The sequence below is a fragment of the Myxococcus qinghaiensis genome, assembly GCF_024198215.1.
Classification (GTDB): Bacteria; Myxococcota; Myxococcia; order Myxococcales; family Myxococcaceae; genus Myxococcus; species Myxococcus qinghaiensis.
In genome coordinates this window covers 93926-109142 of the sequence record NZ_JAKCFA010000007.1, presented here as the reverse complement: position 1 = coordinate 109142, position 15217 = coordinate 93926, and the positions used below count along the sequence as shown (strand labels likewise).

The window sequence follows — 15217 nt, the reverse complement described above, 5'->3', positions numbered from 1 at the left end:
TGGCGGGCACCTGAAGTCCCTTATTGGCACCGGAGGCCATGCTAAGGCGTCAACAAGGCGTGTCTTCGGAGGGTGCCGCATGACCACGCAAAGCCCCCATGCTCGAGTGGTCCGGCAGGCCTCCGAGCAGGGCGGTTGGGAGCTGGTGGACGGCACGCCCGACGCCCGACTGCGCGAGCACGTCCACAACTACTGCGGCTATCGCGAGTCCACCCCTGGCCCGGTGCGTCGTCGCGAGCTCCCCGCGCCGCAAGTCGTGCTCATCATCGACTTCGGACCTCCGCTGCGCATCGTCGACCCTCGAACAGGGCGGCCCCTCGGGCGACATCCGGTTGGCTTCGTCGCGGGACTGGATGACACGTACTCCGTCACCGAGACGTCGGGTTCGATGAACGGCATGCAGGTGAACTTCACGCCCGTGGGGGCGCGCCTGTTCTTCGGAATGCCGCTGCATCACCTCGCGCGGCAGGTCGTCGGACTGGAGTCGGTGCTCGGCGCGGAGGCGCCGTTGTTGACGGAGCGACTGGTGGAGGCTCCGTCCTGGGAGGCCCGCTTCGCGCTGGTGGATCAGCTCCTCCTCTCGCGCATCCTCGCGGCGCGCGAGGTGTCGCCCGTCATCACCTGGACGTGGCAGCGGCTGCGCGCCAGTGGCGGTCAGGTGGAGATTGGCGAGCTGGCCCGGGAGCTGGGCTTCAGTCAGAAGCACGTCATCGCGCGCTGCGGTCAGGAGCTGGGCCTGACGCCCAAGCTGCTCGCGCGGCTCATCCGCTTCGACCGCGTCATCCAGGTGCTGAAGTCGGGCGCGGCGGAGAGCTGGGCCCGCCTCGCGTTGGAGCAGGGCTACTTCGACCAGGCCCACCTCATCCGCGACTTCCGGCAATTCACCGGAGGCCCTCCTGGCGAGTTCCTCCGTCGGCAACTGCCCTCGCTGGGTGGAACGCGCGCGGACTGAGGCGCGAGCCGTGTCCGGGGTTGCATTCGCGCTCGGGTCACGCGATGGATTCGCGAAGCTTCGAGGCCACGCACCATGACGGAACAGCAGTACGCGCTGACCAAACTCATCAGGCAAGTCCAGAGCCATAAACACCTCGAGGACCATGTCCAGGTCTACGAAGCGGACAGCTTCGATGAGCGCTTGGGCAAGGAGCGCGCGGAGAACGAGGTGACGCTCGGGAAGATTCGCCAGATGCTCGCCGCGGGCGTGAGCCTGGACTTCGTCGACCAGAACCACCACACGCCGGTGCTGCTCGCCGTCACCCAGAACAACGTAGAACTCCTCCAGCTCCTGCGAGAGTATGGCGCCGACCTCCTCGCGCCATACCACTACGACACGCCGCTGCACCGCAGGCCGCGATGAACCCGGACCTCGTCTTCGCGGGCATCGGGCTCATCCAGGCGGCCGTCGCGGAAGCCCCCAAGGACAAGAAGGTGAAGAAGGTCTCCAAGGCGAGCTACGTCCACCACGGCAACCTGGAGGTCGAAGGCAAGCTGCCGGTGAACTCGCTGATGGTGACGGGAAACCTGACGGTGAGGGGCCCCGTCGAGAACCTCCAGGGCCGCTCGCTCTTCGTCGGCGGTGACTTCACCTGCGAGTCACTCAAGTCCCAGGGCCCGGTCATCATCGGCGGCAACCTGGAGGCCATGCACGTCCAGGTGCAGGCCAACGATTACGCACTGGAGGTCCGAGGGACGTTGCGCGCCGCGAAGCTCGTGGTGGAGGACAAGCACGTCGTCACCGCGGGGGGCTTCGAGGTCCAGGAGCGCGTGGACTCGTAGTGCGGCTGCGGGGGGCCTCGCTGTCATCGGACGCGGGTAGGGCGGAGCTCCAACCCCTTCTTGGATCACCGCGTCATGACCGGATGACGCAGCTCCCCTAGGGTGTCGTCCCACATGCCGACCGAGGTCAAAGTCCAGTCCACGTTGTTCGAGTCGCTGGTCCGCTGCGCGAATCCCGATGCGGCCATGCGCGCCGAGTTCCTCGCCGCCGGCTACGACGTGGACAAGCCTCGGGCCAGCTACCCCAGCTCCGTGTTCATCGCCTGCCAGGGGGTGGTGTTGCGCACGACGTACGGGGGACTCCCGCTGCAGCAGGCGCAGCGGACGTTGGGACGGGACTTGCTCCGCCAGTACTTCGAAACGCTGGTGGGCCGCGTGGTGGGCATGGCCCTCAAGGTGGCCGGCCCGGAGCGGGCGATGAGGCGCGTGGCGCTCAGCTTCAGCTCCGTGTTCGAGCCGGTGGACATCCAGACCCAGCTGCTGGCGCCCCAGGACTATCGGGTGAAATTCCGCGGGTACCCGTTCCCCGCGGAGGCCGCCGCCGGCACGTGCGAGGGCGCCCTGAAGCAGGCGGGCGCCCTGAGCGTCACGGTGAATGTCGAGCGGTATGAGAACGAGGGCTTCGACCTGCGCATCCGCTGGTGAAGCCCTCGTCAGACGGGTTGCTCAGGGCTGGGTGGGGCTCCCCATCGCGACCGCCGCGCCCACCTTGGGCTCCGTCACGTTGTCCTGTGACTGGCGGTCGATGAGCTTGTTGAGGGGATCCACGCCGACCTCCGCCGGCTGCACCGGCACGGTGAAGGTGAGCTCCGATTCCCCCTTGCCCACCTTGCGCTTCTCCAGGAACAGCGCCTCGCCGTTGCTGTCGAGCGCGCCCACGTCCATCCAGTCGGAGAACTCCAGCTCCGTCTGGTTGCCCTTGTCGTCGCTGCGGAACTTCTTCGCGATGACCTTGAGCGTGACGTCCCACGTCCCCTGGGCGTTCTGCCGCATCGTCGCGGACACCGCGCGGTTGTCGTAGAGGGTGATGGTCTCGAAGAGGTCTTCCAGGAGGTACTGATACTCCGGCGGCGTCTCCTCGCGCAGGAAGCCCACCAGCTCCGTGGAGCCCGTGTACGGTGGTCCCTGGAAGCGGACCTTCTCCACGTAGCGCTTCATGGCGCGGTTGACGCGCTCCTCGCCGATGAAGTCCTGCAGCGCGTACATGGCGAGGCTGCCCTTCTGGTAGTGGATGTACAGCTGGTTCTCCACCCGGGACAGCGGCAGCTCCTTCTTCCGCTCCAGCGCGCGGCCCATCAGGTAGCCGTCCAGCTCGAACTTGAGGAAGCGCTTCATCTTCGTCGCGCCGAAGCGGTGCTTCATCACCATCAGCGCGGTGTACTGGGACATCGTCTCCGACGTCATCGTGCTGCCCTGCGCGCGCGCGCCCACCACCTGATGGGCCCACCATTGGTGGGCAATCTCGTGCGCGGTGACGTAGTACGGATAGTCCACGTCATCGGGGCTGCCGTCGCGCACGCGGGCGATGAAGCCAATCGATTCCGAGTACGGAATCGTGTTGGGGAAGGACTGCGCGAAGGCCCCGTAGCGGGGGAACTCCAGGATGCGAGCCTGCCGGTGCTGGTACGGCCCGAAGTTCTCCGTGCAGTACTCCAGCGCGTCCTTCATCCCCCGCATCATCCGGTCCAGGTTATAGACGTGCTTGGGGTGGTGGTAGATCTCCAGCGCCACGTTCTTCCACGTGTCCCGCGCCACCGCGTAGCGCGCGGACAGCACCGAGTAGAACTTGAGGATGGGCTGGTCCATCTTGTAGCGGAAGAAGCGACGACCTCCCTCGGTCCACTCCTTCTCCAGGTAGCCGGGAGCGATGGCGAGCTGATCCGGCGAGGTGCTCACCGTCGCCTGGAAGCTGACGAAGTCCGCGTCCGGGGTGATGTAGTTGTTCGCCTTGGCCTTCGGGTCATCCCGGTCCGGCAGGCGCTCCTTCGTCGCGAGCCCGTACTCCTTGCGGTCACCGTCCTCCACCAGCTCCGCGTCTTCCTGGTAGCCAAGGGTGGGGAGGTTGTCGCTGTTGAAGAACGTGCCGTTCTCGACGATGTCCGTGCGTGTCGCGCCATGCTTCATGCCGCTCGGCGCGAACTCCAGGTCGAAGACGAGGTCCGCCTCGTTGCCGGGCGTCAGCGGCGTGGGCAGCTCGAAGACGAAGAGGCCGAGCGGCTCGTCGTGGCTCGCGGGCCGGTCGACGCCCGCCAGGGACAGCTTGCGCACGCGTGCGTCACGGGGCAGCGACAGGAGCACCTTGGAGATGGGCTGCTCCGTCTTGTTGCGCACGCGATAGGTGCCCAGCGCCTCCATGCGTCGCTCTTCCGGGTGGATGTGGAAGGTGACGTCCACCGCGGTGACGCGCGGGTGGGGCAGGGCGGCGAAGGACTTGTACTCCTTCTCGTAGCGGGCCGTCGCGCGCTCGCTGTCCTTCGCGGTGACGTAGGGGTTGAGGAAGCGCGTGTTGTAGGTGATGAACGCGCCGGTCCCCACGAACACGAGCACGGCGACAGTGGCCGTCACCGTCCATGCCCGGGTGCGGCGGGCCCGCGCCTCGGCGAGCCGCTCCTTCCAGGCCGTCCCGCGTCCCCGGACGACGAGCAGCGCGCCCGCGGCCACCATGAGCGTGGCCAGGCCGTACCAGTACAGGCGGTGCCACGCGACGGCGGCCAGGAAGTGGCCATAGCCGTTCAGGTCCGAGTAGGGCGCGGACGGCTCCGCGCCATAGCGCACCAGCGGCTCCTCGATGCCGAAGAGCCCCAGCGCGGCCTGCGAGGCGAAGTAGAGCACCATCACCAGGTACGCCACGTACTTCTGGTGGATGAGCACCTGCGCGAAGAAGGCCAGCACGCACAGGAGGATGTTGTGCGTGAAGTCGAGCAGCAGGATGTCCGTGAAGTACAGCCACCACTCGATGTCGAAGAAGCCCCGGCTCACCTGGGAGATGACCGTCGCGAGCGCGACGACGGCCTTGAGTGACAGCACCACCAGCAGCAGCGCCCCGAACTTCGAGGAGTAGCCGACCCACGTCGGGGCCCGCGTCGCGTCGACGATGTCGCCCAGGCCGGCGTCCCGCTCCTTCCACACCAGCTCCCCCGCGTAGAACGTCAGGGTGATGAGCACGAAGGGGTGGAAGGCGGACGTGGTCGTCTCCAGCGCCTGCCACGTCACGGGCAGGGTGGCGGTGCCGAAGAGCTGCTTGGAGATGAGCGAGGCGATGGTCACGAAGGCCAGGCCCGCGACGACGAAGGACCAGTACACCGGAGAGCGCAGCACGTCGCGGAACGCCAGCCACGCGGAGGACAGCGCGGTGCGCACCCAGCTTCCAAACGTGGGCTCGGCCCGCGTGGTGGGGATGGCCACGGCCACGGACGGGGCCTCTTCACGCGCCGCGGGGCGAGCGCCGCTGTGCTCCTCCACGGTGGTCCGGAAGCGCGCCACGGTGACGCCCAGCAGCGCCGCGCCCACGGCGCTCCACAAGAGCCGGTTGATGAGCAGCCAGCCGGAAAACGGAATCAAGTCCTGGTTGCGCTCCGCGGGCGTCCAGTACCGCGTCACGGTCTCGATGGTGGTGAACCCGAACGGGTCCAGAATCGAGCCGAGCTCCTGGTTGGCCACGTCCGACATGGCGGAGCTGATGACCAGGTAGCCCAACACCAGCACCACCATGCCCACGTACACCGGGGCCATGCGGCGCGTGAGCGCGGCCAGCGAGAAGAACACCGTCCCCGCGAAGAACAGCGTGGGCCACACGCCCACCAGGTACGGCCACACGTACGCCATCGTCTGGTGTGGCACGAGCTGCGTCTTGTCGACCAGCCACACGACGCCCGCGCCCACGAGCAGGCCCGGAACGATGGCCAGCATCAGCGTGGCGCTGAAGAGGTACGCGCCCAGGAAGCGGCCGAGCAGGTACGGCGCCTTCTTCACGTTCTTCGTGAAGATGAGCATCCACGTCCCGTGGCCGAAGTCCTGGTGCGCGGCCTGGCCGAAGATGGCCGCGACCATGAAGAGGCCGAAGAGGGCGATGGTGGTGGTGTAGCCCAGGAGGTTGTGCGGGCTGTTGGCCAGGACCCGCTCGGAGCCGGAGCTGGCGGAGACGCTGCGGAAGACTCCGCCGCTGGCCATCATCAACAGGCCGCCGGCGCCCGCCAGCACGGCGGCGTAGACCCAGGTCGAGATCATCTTGACCCGGCGCCGCAATTCGAAAGTCACGAGAGCGCTGAACATGGGGTGTCCTCGCTCACGCCTTCTTCGACGCGCGTGACAGCGCGTGGAAGTAGACGTCCTCCAGGTCGGGAGTCGCCGGCTCGAAGCCGGCCGGTGCGCTCTCCGCGTGGACGTGCACCAGCCGCTGGCCCGCCACACGCCGGACGGCGATGACCTCCAGCTCCTTGGCCAGCGCGTCCAGCTCCTCCTGCTTCGTGACGAAGCGCTTCCACACGCGCCCCTGCAGCGCGTCCACCAGCCGGAGCGGGTGGCCGCTCGTGACGACGTTGCCCTGGGCGAGGATGGCCATGTTCTGGCAGAGGTCCGCCACGTCCGAGACGATGTGCGTGGACAGGAGCACCACGACGTCCGCGCTGATTTCGGCCAGCAGGTTGTGGAAGCGGAAGCGCTCGGCCGGGTCCAGGCCCGCGGTGGGCTCGTCGACGATGAGCAGCTTGGGGTCTCCCAGCAGCGCCTGGGCGATGCCGAAGCGCTGCTTCATGCCGCCGGAGAAGCCGCCGAGGCGCCTGTCGCGGTGCTCCCAGAGGTTCGTCTTGGTGAGCAGCGCCTTCACCGCGTCATGGCGCGGGCCGCGCTGCGACAGGCCCTTGAGCTGCGCCAGGTGGTCCAGCATGTCCCAGGCCGTCACCTTGGGGTACACGCCGAAGTCCTGGGGCAGGAAGCCCAGCACGTCGCGCAGCTTGTCCTTGTCGCGGCGCACGTCGATGCCGTCGAACGTCATCGTCCCGCCGTCCACGTCCTGCAGCGTGGCGATGCTGCGCATGAGCGTCGACTTTCCGGCACCGTTGGGGCCGAGCAGTCCGAACATGCCGCGCGGAATGGTGAGGGTGACGTCGTGCAACGCCCGCGTTCCATTGGGATACGTCTTGGACACGCCTTCGAGTCGGAGCTCCATGTCGGGCATCAACCTAGCCCATCCGTTACCATGCGCTCCATGTTCTCGCCGCGCTGGAGTCCCTGTCTCGCGCCCGTCCTCCTGGTGTGCGCGTGTGGTGAGGGAGAGCCCGTCATGTTGGAAGCCACGGCGGCCGACTGTGGGAGCGCCGAGCCCCTTCGCCTGGAGCGTCTGCCGGTGGGAAGCATGGTGCTCAACTCCTATTTCCTGCAGGAGGAAGCCGCGCGCGACGTGCGCCGCGGGCTGCATGAGTCGCCCGTCGTCGAGGAGGTGCTGGCCAAGGCGGCGGCGCTCGGCGCGGTGGCGCTGCGGACCAACGGCCACAACGAAGCACCGGAGAAGGTGGGCGACAGCACCATCCAGGTGGGGCCGCTTCAGTACGACGAGGTCGCCTTTCGAGGGCTGGACCGGGTGCTCGCCCGCGCGCGCGTGCATGGCGTCAGGCTGGTGCTCACGCTCGGCAACTACTGGGATGCCTACGGTGGTACGCGCCAGTACGTGACGTGGGCGGGGCTGCCTTCTCCCATCCAGGGCGACCCGCGCTTCTTCACCGACCCCGGCGTCGTGGCGCTCTACAAGGAGCACATCGCGCGGATGCTGGAGCGGGTGAACACGGAGGATGGCATCCGCTATGGCGACCATCCCGCGGTGCTCGCGTGGGAGCTGCTCAATGAGCCGCGCGGCCGGGGCCTGGACGCGGAGGGCGCGCGCATGCGGGCGTGGGTGGATGAGGTGGCGCGCGAGGTGAAGTCCCGCGCGCCGGGCCACCAGGTGGGCACGGGAGAGGAGGGCTTCGAGCCGTCGTCGGAGGGTTACGACGGCGCCTTCTGGGCTCGCGCGGGCACGACGCTGCTGCGCACGCCCGGCTCCAGCTTCACGCGCAACACCGCGTCGCCGTACATCGACTTCGCGTCGGTGCACTTCTATCCGGAGTCGTGGGGCCTGGACGACGCGGACATGGCCGAGGCGGGCGCGCGGTGGATTCGCGAGCACGCGGCCATCGCCCGGGGGCTGGGCAAGCCGCTGTTCGTGGGCGAGCTGGGCCTGCGCAACGAAGGGGCCCTGGATTTGTCTCAGCGCCGCGCGCTGTATCGCGGCTGGCTGGAGTGCATGCGCAAGTCAGGCGTGGGCGCCGGCGCGCTGTGGATGTTCGCCAACGACGCCCGGCCCGACGCGTGGGACGAACACACGTTCTACTTCCGCGACGGCACGCGGCCGGAGGACCCGGCCAACCGCTACGCGGACCTGGTTGTCGAGGCCGCAGGCGCGGCGAAGCCCTGATGCACGAAGGCCCGGTCGGGAGTCGTCCTCCCACCGGGCCTGAAGTGTCCTGCGTGGGGCCGGGACTCAGTACGCGACGTGCACGTGGTCGCCGTGGCCACCGATGGCGCCGATGGGCGTGCCGTTCTTGATGCCGCCCTTCGGGTCATAGAAGAGCTCGGTGGGCTTCGTGCCCGCCAGGCGCGTGTAGTACTCGGCCATCTTCGCCGGGCTGCCCGCCACGTCGATGGCGCGGCCCTTGTAGTGGTACGAGCCCGGCGTGTGCTTGCCGCCCGTCGTCGAGGTGATGGTGAGCCCCATCTGCCGGGCCAGGTTCGACGCGAAGTCGAGCTTCTGGCGGTTGGTGCCGTTCACCGGGAAGCTGCCGGGGACGCCGCCGGGGCCCTTCGCGCCATCCGGCTTGCCGTCCCACATGTCCTGGTTGCGCGACTTGAAGAGCGAGCGGCCCGTGTTGTTGCCCACGATTCCGTCCGCCTCCAGCCCGTGCTTGCGCTGGTACGCCGCCACCGCCGCCTTCGTCTTCGCACCGAAGATTCCGTCCGCCGTGCCGGGGTTGTAACCGGCCTTGGCCAGGGTCTTCTGCAGCCGCGTCACATCCGAACCGCGCGTACCGACCTGGAGCATGGAGGGCCTCTTTCTCTCGCCGAAGGCGGAAGGCTTCGTACAAGAGGGTTATCGGCGCCCATGTCCGCGAGTTGCGGCTTTGGTGGGATAAAGCGGGGAATGTCGGGTTTTGGAGCTTGCTTGAAAAACTCGCGTCACACCGAAATGAGGCCCTTGCGGATGCCCTCGGTGACGGCCTCGACGCGGTTGGTCACCTCCAGCTTCCGGTAGATGTGCTCCAGGTGGGTGCGGATGGTGGCCTTGCTGAGGGTGAGGAGCCGGGCGGCCTCGCTGTTGGAGACGCCCTTGGCGATGAGCTGGAGGATTTCGCGCTCGCGGTCCGACAGCGGCTTGAGAGGGGGCTCCTCGGGAGAGGGGTTCATCGCGGGCGCGGGCGCGGGCGGGGGGGAGGCGGGCTCGGAAGGGACGGGGGCGGCGTCCGGGTCGACGCGGAAGTGACGCAAGAGCCTGCGCGCGAGGTTGGGCTGGATGACGGTGCCGCCGGCGCGGACTTCCTTGATGGCCTCGATGATCTTGTCGACCGGCGAGCCCTTGAGCATGTAACCGGATGCCCCGGCCTTCACGGCCTCGAGGACTTTGTCCTCCTCGTCGAAGATGGTGAAGATGAGGATCTCCATCTTCGGGTAGACGGCCTTGATTTCGCGCGTCACGTCGATGCCGCTCATGCGCGGCAGGCCCAGGTCCAACAGGAGGACGTCGGGCATGAGGCGCGGGACTTCCTCCAGCGCGGCCTCGCCGGACAGCGCGGTGCCGACGATGTCGATCTCCGGGTGACCCTCGAAGAGGCGGAGCTGGTTCTTGAGGATCTTTGTCTGGTCTTCCACGACGAAGACGCGGATGGGCGGCTGCGCGGGGGTGGAAGGAGGCTGCGGGGCATCCACGGGGGCTCCGGTCATGTCGGGGGGCAGGGGAGGGAGAAGGCCACCTGGGCGCCCGAGCCCGGTGACGAATCCACGATGAGCTGACCGCCGAGCTTCATGGCGCGCTCGCGCATGTTCAGCAGGCCGTAGTGTCCGCGCGGCGTGCGCTGAGGGTCGAAGCCCTTGCCGTTGTCGTGGACGATGAGGTGCACGCGGTCCTCCGCGTAGTCGAGCTTCACCTGCACGAGCTTCGCCTCGGCGTGCTTTACCGCGTTGGAGAGGCACTCCTGGAGGATTCGGAACAGGGCGAGCTGCGCGTCGGGGGACAGCTTGCGCTGCAGGCCCGTGCGCTCGAACTGGATGGACATGCCCGTGCGCTCCTGGAACGTCTTGGCGTAGTCCTCCAGGCCCTGCGACAGCTCGAAGTCCTCGTGCATCATCCGCAGGCTGCGGCGCAGCTCCTCGATGGACTCCTCGGCGGTGGTCTTCAGCTCGCGAATCTCCTCGCGCAGGCCGTCCTCGCGCGCGAGGTTCAGGATGTACTCCGCCTGGATGATCATCGACGAGAGCGAAGCGCCCAGGCCGTCGTGAATCTCGCGCGCCAGCCGGTTGCGCTCCTCCACCACGGCCAGCTCCTTGAGGTCGCCCTGGAGGGCGACGACTTCGCGGTGCGCGGCGGCCTCGCGCTCGTTCAGGTACACGAGCACGTAGACGATGATGAAGTTGAGCGCCAGGTACCAGAGCAGCGTGAGCAACTCCACCGCCGTCACGGAGCGGTTGAGCAGCAGGTCCAGGCGCGTCGTTATCGGCAGCGCCAGCAGCGGCGGCAGGATGGCGAGCGGCTTGGGGTAGAGGATGGAGAAGAGGGTGGTGAAGAGCAGCTGCGTGGCGAGCAGCGGGCTCTGCAGACCGCCGCCCACCGCGGGCTTGGCGATGAGGACCACGAGGATGAGGAGGTCCAGGCACAGCGTGGTGTACGTCACCCACCGGCCGGCCTTGGGGTGGTCGATGACGAGCAGGTTCGCGACGCTGTAGAGCAGCATCGTGAAGTAGCCCAGGAAGGAGAAGGCTCCGGTGAGACCGAAGTAGCCGCTCCAGGTGGGCACCGCCAGGATGAGCAGTCCCAGCGTGAGGAACATCATTCGCGCGTAGAAGAGGGCGCGGGCCCGGGCGACGAACCGGTCCTGTTCCCAGGACGCGGTGGCCTGCTCCGTGGAGACGCTGTCCGTCAGCTTGCGGCGCAGGAGGACCTCGCGCACTCGCGCGCGGAGGTCATTGGCCGCCGGGGTCTCCTCGCCGAGGGCGAGATTCGAATTCATTGGGGGGCAGCTTACGGGAGCCGCCGGGTGTGCGGGAATCCCTGGGGTGCTTCGCCCACCTCCCCGGCGGGCGGGGAGGCATGCGGGACCACCGCGTCTACTTCGAGGCCGAGCCCTTCATGCAGACCTTGCGGGCCTCCGGCTTCTGGCTGAACACGTAGGCCATGCGGTCCGTGGACTCGCCGGTGCGCTCGTCGAAGAGGGGCGTGCCGCCCGCATACATGGTGCCCTCGGCGTTGCCGAAGGAGTCCAGGCCGTGCTTCTTGAGCCAGCGGTCCACGCAGGACTCGAGCGCGGCCCGGTGCGCCTCCGGGGTGTTGGTCTCCTTGAGGTTGCCCTGGGAGGACTTGGTGGCGTCGGAGGTGCCGGAGTCCTTGAGGCTGCCCTGGGTGGGAGTGGACGCGTCGGGCGTGTCCGACGCGAGCGTGCCGGAGTCGACGCCGGCCTTCTGGGTCTCCACGGGGGCGCCTTCCTGGAGCGCCTGTCCGCTGTCGGAGGGGAACTGAGCTGCTTCGGGCGGGCTCTGGGGGACGGTGGTGGGAGCCGACGCGTCCGCGGGGCCCTGGGCCTCGCCGGTGTTCTTGTGGCACCCGTGGACGAGCAGCAGGGTGGTGGAAAAGACGAGCACGCCGGTCAGGTTTCTCATATGTCCTGGCTGTGGAAAGGGCGCCTGCGCCCGACTGTTGTCAGGTGCGACGCAGGGTCCCGCACGTTATTCGGATCCGCCCTCGCGGAGCAGCAACCGATGCACGGACCAGAAGAGCACCACCATCCCCGGATTCCTCACGCCTCCCGCATCGAGCGCTCGCGGGTGCTCGTCGTGGGAGCAGGCGGGCTCGGCTGTCCGGCCTCGTTGGCGTTGGCACAGGCGGGTGTCGGCCACCTGACGCTGGCGGATCCGGACCGCGTGGACGTGACGAACCTGCCCCGGCAGCTCTGGCACCGCGCCGAGGACGTGGGGCGCAACAAGGCCGAGTCCGCGGCCGCGGGCCTCCTGCGGGCCTTCCCGGCGTTGACGACGGACGTGCTCGCGGAGCGCGTGGACGCCGACAACGTGGAGGGCCTGTTCCGCGCGCACGACGCCGTCATCGATGCCACGGATGGCGTGGCGACGAAGTTCTTCCTCTCGGATGTGGCGGTGCTCACGGGCGTGCCGCTCGTCTACGGCGGCGTGCTGCGGATGCAGGGGCAGGCGATGCGTGTGGAGCCCCAGGGCCCCTGTCTGCGCTGTCTCTACGAGTCGCCGCCTCCTCCGGACTCGGTGCCCACGTGCGCACAGGCGGGCGTGCTCGGCTCGTTGGCGGGGCTGGTGGGCTCGGTGCAGGCGTTGCTGGTGCTGGAGCTGCTCGCGGGCGCCGCGCGCCGGGTGCCGGGCGAGGCGACGCTGCACGTGCTGGATGGGAACACGCTGCTAGGACGGCGCACGCGTGTCGAGCGAGCGGAGGATTGTCCGGGCTGTCGCATCACCGCCGTTCCGACGTTTCCCGAGGAGGGCGCGGCATGCGCGCGCTGAGGCTCGTCGCGGTGCTCGCAGGCATGGCGAGCGCGGAGACACGGCCATGAGCGAGGTGACAGCGACGTTGGATATCACCCGCGAGGTCTGCCCGATGACCTACGTGCGCACCAAGCTGCGGCTGGAGGTGCTGGAGTCAGGGGCGCTGCTGGAAGTGCTGCTCCGGGGCACCGAGCCGCTGAAGAACGTTCCCCGCAGCGCGCGCGAGGAGGGGCACGAAGTCGTCTCCCTCGAGCCGCGCGAGGATGGAACGCACCGACTGGTACTCCGCAAGCAGGGAAGGTGAGTGATGGCGACGATTCGGATTCCCTCGACGATGCGGACCCTGACGCGCAACCAGGCGGAGGTCAGTGCCTCCGGCGCCACCGTGCGCGAGGTGCTGACGGACCTCGACGCCCGCTACCCCGGCATCGGCGCGCGACTGCTGGACGACCGCGGCGCCGTCCGGCGCTACGTCAACGTCTTCCTCAACGAGGAGGACATCCGCGCCTTGCGGGAGCTGGACACGCCGGTGAAGGACGCGGATCGCCTCACCCTCATCCCCGCGATGGCGGGAGGGTGACGCCGCATGGCCCTGCGTGAAGATCAAATCCTCCGCTACTCCCGGCAGATCCTCCTGCGCGAGGTGGGCGGTCGCGGCCAGGAGTCGCTCCTGTCCGGAGCCGCGCGCGTGGACGCCACCGGCGCTTCGGGGATGACGGCGGCGGCGTACCTGGCGGGAGGCGGAACACCCGTGGCCGGCGTGGGCGCGCTCACCCTGGGCCCCTGGGCCCCTGGCTTCCTCATGGCGGCCACCGACGTCGGCCAGCCCATGGCGGCGACGCTGGCCCGAGAGGTGTCCGCGCTCAACCCGGACGCGGCGAACCCGGAGCGGAGTGGGGGACTGCTGGCGGAGCTGCCCACGGCCTGGAGCGGAGAGGCCCCCTGGGTGGCGCTCTGCGGCGATGGCGCCCGCGCTGGCGTGGTGTTTCGGGGCGCGGAGGGGTGCGTCTGGTGCTTCGGCGAGACGGTGCGGCACCTGGGCCCGCCGCCAGACGGAGCCCTGGGCGTGGCGCTCGGAACGGTGGGCGCCATGGTGTTCCAGCGGCTCCGCCTGGGCCTGGGGCCGACGCTCGGAGGTCGCTGGCTGGTGCCTCCGGGCGGCCTGGAGGAGATGGACGTGCGCCGATGCTCACGATGTGCCGCGCGAGCCGAGCCTCCCGCGCCGTGAACCCCTGGGCTGATCCACGCTGGCCGGAAGCGGTTCGCCGGGAAGTCGTCCAGCACCTGGAGTCCTGCTACCCGCTGGAAGGCTGCGGAGTGATCCTCCACGCCCCAGACATGGGCTCCTGGCGGGTGTGCCCCCTCCGCAACGTGTCGCCGCGCCCCGCGCTCGCCTATGCCTTCGCTCCGGAGGACTGGCTGGCGGTGTGCCTCCAGGCGGATTCACGGGGCGAGCAGGTGAAGGGGGTGTTCCACTCCCATGTAGACGGACCTCCCACTTTTTCGGCGGAAGATCGCTCCCTGGCGGCCCCGGCCGGGCATCCGCTGCTACCGGGAGTTTCCTATCTCATCGCATCCGTACATCGGGGCTGTGTGTCCTGGGTGTCCGAGTATGGGTGGGCCGATGGAGATTTTCAGACGCAACGGGTCTGAAAAGACCATTGCAAGAACGAAAAAGCCCAGTAGGCCCAAGCACTTGACTGCCTGTCACCCCTACCTGCGGAAAGGTGCGCCTGAATTGTCAAGTGCGTGGGTTTTCGTCTATAACGTCGTCCATCTTCTGGATCTGCGGCGTCCACCGCGGCGTGCAAGAAGCGCTCCGGACGCATGGGAGTTGAAAACCCTTATGGCCTCCAACACTGGATTCACCCTCTGGCTGACCGGCATGTCCGGTACCGGTAAGAGCACCACTGCCGCCTACATCGCGGCGCGGCTCCGACAGGTCGGCCGCAATGTGGAGATCCTCGACGAGGGTGAGCTCGCCGACGAACTGTGGGCGGGGTTGGGTGATTCGAAGGATGAGCGCAACACGATCGCCGGTCGGCTCGGCTTCGTGGCGAACGTCCTGACGCGCAATGGTGTCGCCGCCCTGGTGCCCTGCGTGAGCCCCTACAAGGGGAAGCGCGAGGAGAACCGCCGCGCCATCGGCCGCTACGTGGAGGTCTACGTCGACTGCCCCACGGAGAAGCTCATCGAGCGCGACAGCACGGGCCGCTACAAGAAGGCGCTCAACGGGGAGATCCCCAACTTCATCGGCATCACCGAGCCGTACGAGCCGCCCAACTCTCCGGAGGTCACCATCCACTCCGACGTGGAGTCGGTGGAGGACGGCGCCGCGAAGATCTTCCAGTCGCTCCTGGACCTCGGCTACATGACCACCGAGGAGCTGAAGATCATCACTGGCAAGAAGATGAAGGCCAACCCGCTGCCGGCCAAGGGTGAGCGGGCCGAGAAGGCGGAGAAGCCCGAGAAGGGCAACGGCGCCAAGGCCCGTCGGGCGGAGGAGCCGAAGGTGGCCGCCAAGGTGAAGCCGGCCAAGGCCGACAAGGCGGACAAGGGCGCGAAGTCGCGTCCCGCCACGCGCGCCGCCCGGGTCGCCAAGCCGGCTCCCGCGGGGAAGAAGTCCTCGAAGAGCAAGGCCCGCTGAGCAGGGGGCCGGACACGGCCCTTGTTCCACCTCACGTCAAAGGGCTCC

General features: G+C 68.4%; 17 protein-coding genes. 11 read left to right on the top strand and 6 right to left on the bottom strand.

Annotated features, from left to right (window positions below; translation table 11 throughout):
- Positions 1-79 precede the first annotated feature (79 nt).
- From LZ199_RS14430 to LZ199_RS14415, 4 genes are all read left to right on the top strand, one after another.
- The gene (locus LZ199_RS14430) at positions 80-952 is read left to right on the top strand and encodes an AraC family transcriptional regulator (RefSeq protein WP_253994262.1); all 873 of its coding nucleotides are present in this window, start codon (positions 80-82) and stop codon (positions 950-952) included.
- A 75-nt stretch (positions 953-1027) separates the two neighbouring features.
- Complete coding sequence (locus LZ199_RS14425) at positions 1028-1357, top strand: ankyrin repeat domain-containing protein (RefSeq protein ID WP_253994261.1); 330 nt, start codon at positions 1028-1030, stop codon at positions 1355-1357.
- On the top strand, positions 1354-1776 hold the full coding sequence (locus tag LZ199_RS14420; RefSeq protein ID WP_253994260.1) for a hypothetical protein: 423 nt from the start codon (positions 1354-1356) through the stop codon (positions 1774-1776). Before LZ199_RS14425 ends, LZ199_RS14420 begins: the two co-directional genes overlap by 4 nt.
- A gap of 114 nt (positions 1777-1890) precedes the next feature.
- On the top strand, positions 1891-2421 hold the full coding sequence (locus LZ199_RS14415) for a DUF2378 family protein (protein ID WP_253994259.1): 531 nt from the start codon (positions 1891-1893) through the stop codon (positions 2419-2421).
- Positions 2422-2442: 21 nt separating this feature from the next.
- Here LZ199_RS14415 and LZ199_RS14410 read toward each other — a convergent pair whose 3' ends face one another.
- A complete protein-coding gene (locus LZ199_RS14410) occupies positions 2443-6048 on the bottom strand; it encodes an ABC transporter permease/M1 family aminopeptidase (protein WP_253994258.1) in 3606 nt (1201 codons plus the stop codon).
- A gap of 13 nt (positions 6049-6061) precedes the next feature.
- Positions 6062-6943: an ABC transporter ATP-binding protein gene (locus tag LZ199_RS14405; protein WP_253994257.1), complete on the bottom strand. Its 882-nt coding sequence runs from the start codon at positions 6941-6943 to the stop codon at positions 6062-6064.
- A gap of 114 nt (positions 6944-7057) precedes the next feature.
- Here LZ199_RS14405 and LZ199_RS14400 point away from each other — a divergent pair, with 114 nt between their 5' ends.
- Entirely contained in the window at positions 7058-8224 is a 1167-nt protein-coding gene (locus LZ199_RS14400) for a cellulase family glycosylhydrolase (protein ID WP_253994256.1), read from the top strand.
- Between the two features lie 66 nt (positions 8225-8290).
- Here the strand turns inward: LZ199_RS14400 and LZ199_RS14395 are convergent, their stop codons facing one another.
- From LZ199_RS14395 to LZ199_RS14380, 4 genes are all read right to left on the bottom strand, one after another.
- On the bottom strand, positions 8291-8848 hold the full coding sequence (locus tag LZ199_RS14395) for a peptidoglycan-binding domain-containing protein (RefSeq protein WP_253994255.1): 558 nt from the start codon (positions 8846-8848) through the stop codon (positions 8291-8293).
- Positions 8849-8982: 134 nt separating this feature from the next.
- Positions 8983-9744 carry a response regulator gene (locus LZ199_RS14390; RefSeq protein WP_253994254.1) on the bottom strand — a complete coding sequence of 254 codons (762 nt, stop codon included), beginning with the start codon at positions 9742-9744 and terminating at the stop codon, positions 8983-8985.
- Positions 9741-11027, bottom strand: coding sequence for a sensor histidine kinase (locus LZ199_RS14385; protein ID WP_253994253.1), 1287 nt, complete (start codon positions 11025-11027; stop codon positions 9741-9743). The genes LZ199_RS14390 and LZ199_RS14385 overlap by 4 nt, the downstream gene beginning before the upstream one ends.
- Before the next feature lie 97 nt (positions 11028-11124).
- Positions 11125-11673, bottom strand: a complete 549-nt coding sequence (locus LZ199_RS14380) for a hypothetical protein (protein ID WP_253994252.1) — start codon at positions 11671-11673, stop codon at positions 11125-11127.
- 99 nt (positions 11674-11772) lie between these two features.
- On the opposite strand from LZ199_RS14380, the gene LZ199_RS14375 reads away from it, so the two are divergent.
- From LZ199_RS14375 to cysC, 6 genes are all read left to right on the top strand, one after another.
- Positions 11773-12540, top strand: a complete 768-nt coding sequence (locus LZ199_RS14375; RefSeq protein WP_253994251.1) for a HesA/MoeB/ThiF family protein — start codon at positions 11773-11775, stop codon at positions 12538-12540.
- A gap of 46 nt (positions 12541-12586) precedes the next feature.
- Positions 12587-12826, top strand: coding sequence for a sulfurtransferase TusA family protein (locus LZ199_RS14370; RefSeq protein ID WP_253994250.1), 240 nt, complete (start codon positions 12587-12589; stop codon positions 12824-12826).
- A gap of 3 nt (positions 12827-12829) precedes the next feature.
- Complete coding sequence (locus tag LZ199_RS14365) at positions 12830-13102, top strand: MoaD/ThiS family protein (protein WP_253994249.1); 273 nt, start codon at positions 12830-12832, stop codon at positions 13100-13102.
- A 6-nt stretch (positions 13103-13108) separates the two neighbouring features.
- Positions 13109-13750: a ThiF family adenylyltransferase gene (locus tag LZ199_RS14360; protein ID WP_253994248.1), complete on the top strand. Its 642-nt coding sequence runs from the start codon at positions 13109-13111 to the stop codon at positions 13748-13750.
- Entirely contained in the window at positions 13708-14175 is a 468-nt protein-coding gene (locus tag LZ199_RS14355) for a M67 family metallopeptidase (protein ID WP_323389646.1), read from the top strand. The genes LZ199_RS14360 and LZ199_RS14355 overlap by 43 nt, the downstream gene beginning before the upstream one ends.
- A gap of 193 nt (positions 14176-14368) precedes the next feature.
- Complete coding sequence (gene cysC / locus LZ199_RS14350; protein WP_253994247.1) at positions 14369-15169, top strand: adenylyl-sulfate kinase; 801 nt, start codon at positions 14369-14371, stop codon at positions 15167-15169.
- Positions 15170-15217: the final 48 nt, after the last annotated feature.